The 506-nt window shown below is 71.7% G+C and carries 1 protein-coding gene; it reads right to left on the bottom strand.

Annotated features, from left to right (window positions below):
• Positions 1–506 (bottom strand): HNH endonuclease signature motif containing protein (locus A5636_RS00375; RefSeq protein WP_155763473.1); only part of this gene is annotated, 506 nt, incomplete at both ends.

Genomic DNA, 506 nt, shown 5'->3' with positions numbered 1-506 from the left:
GGGGTCAGGGGTTGGCCGTCGTCGTCGGTGACTAGGAGTTGGTGGGCGGGTCCGGTGATGGTGATCAGGCCGCGGTGATGGGCGCGGTGGTGGTAGGGGCAGAGCAGGACGAGGTTGTCCAGGTCGGTGGGGCCGCCGTTTTCCCAATGGGTGATGTGGTGGGCGTGCAGACCGCGGGTGGCCCCACAGCCGGGGACCGCGCAGCGGCCGTGTTGGCGGTGTTCGAGGGCGCGGCGGAGCCGGCGGCTGATCTCGCGGGTGCTGCGCCCGGAGCCGAGGGGTTGGCCGTCGCGGTGAAACCACACCTCAAAGGTGGCATCACAGGTCAAGTATTGGCGTTCGGCTTCGGTGAGCAGCGGACCCAGGTGCACGGCGGCGGCGCGCTGGTCCACATCGAGGTGGACCAGGACGGTGGTGTGCTGGCCGTGCGGGCGGCGGGCCACCTCGGTGTCCCAGCCGGCCTCGACAAGGGCCAGGAACGCGTCGGCGGTGCCCGGCAGCGGCGG

Source organism: Mycobacterium asiaticum (assembly GCF_001673315.1).
In the GTDB taxonomy this organism is placed as follows: Bacteria; Actinomycetota; Actinomycetes; order Mycobacteriales; family Mycobacteriaceae; genus Mycobacterium; species Mycobacterium asiaticum_B.
Note: the sequence above shows the minus strand (reverse complement) of the source record. Positions and strands in the feature narration are given on the sequence as shown.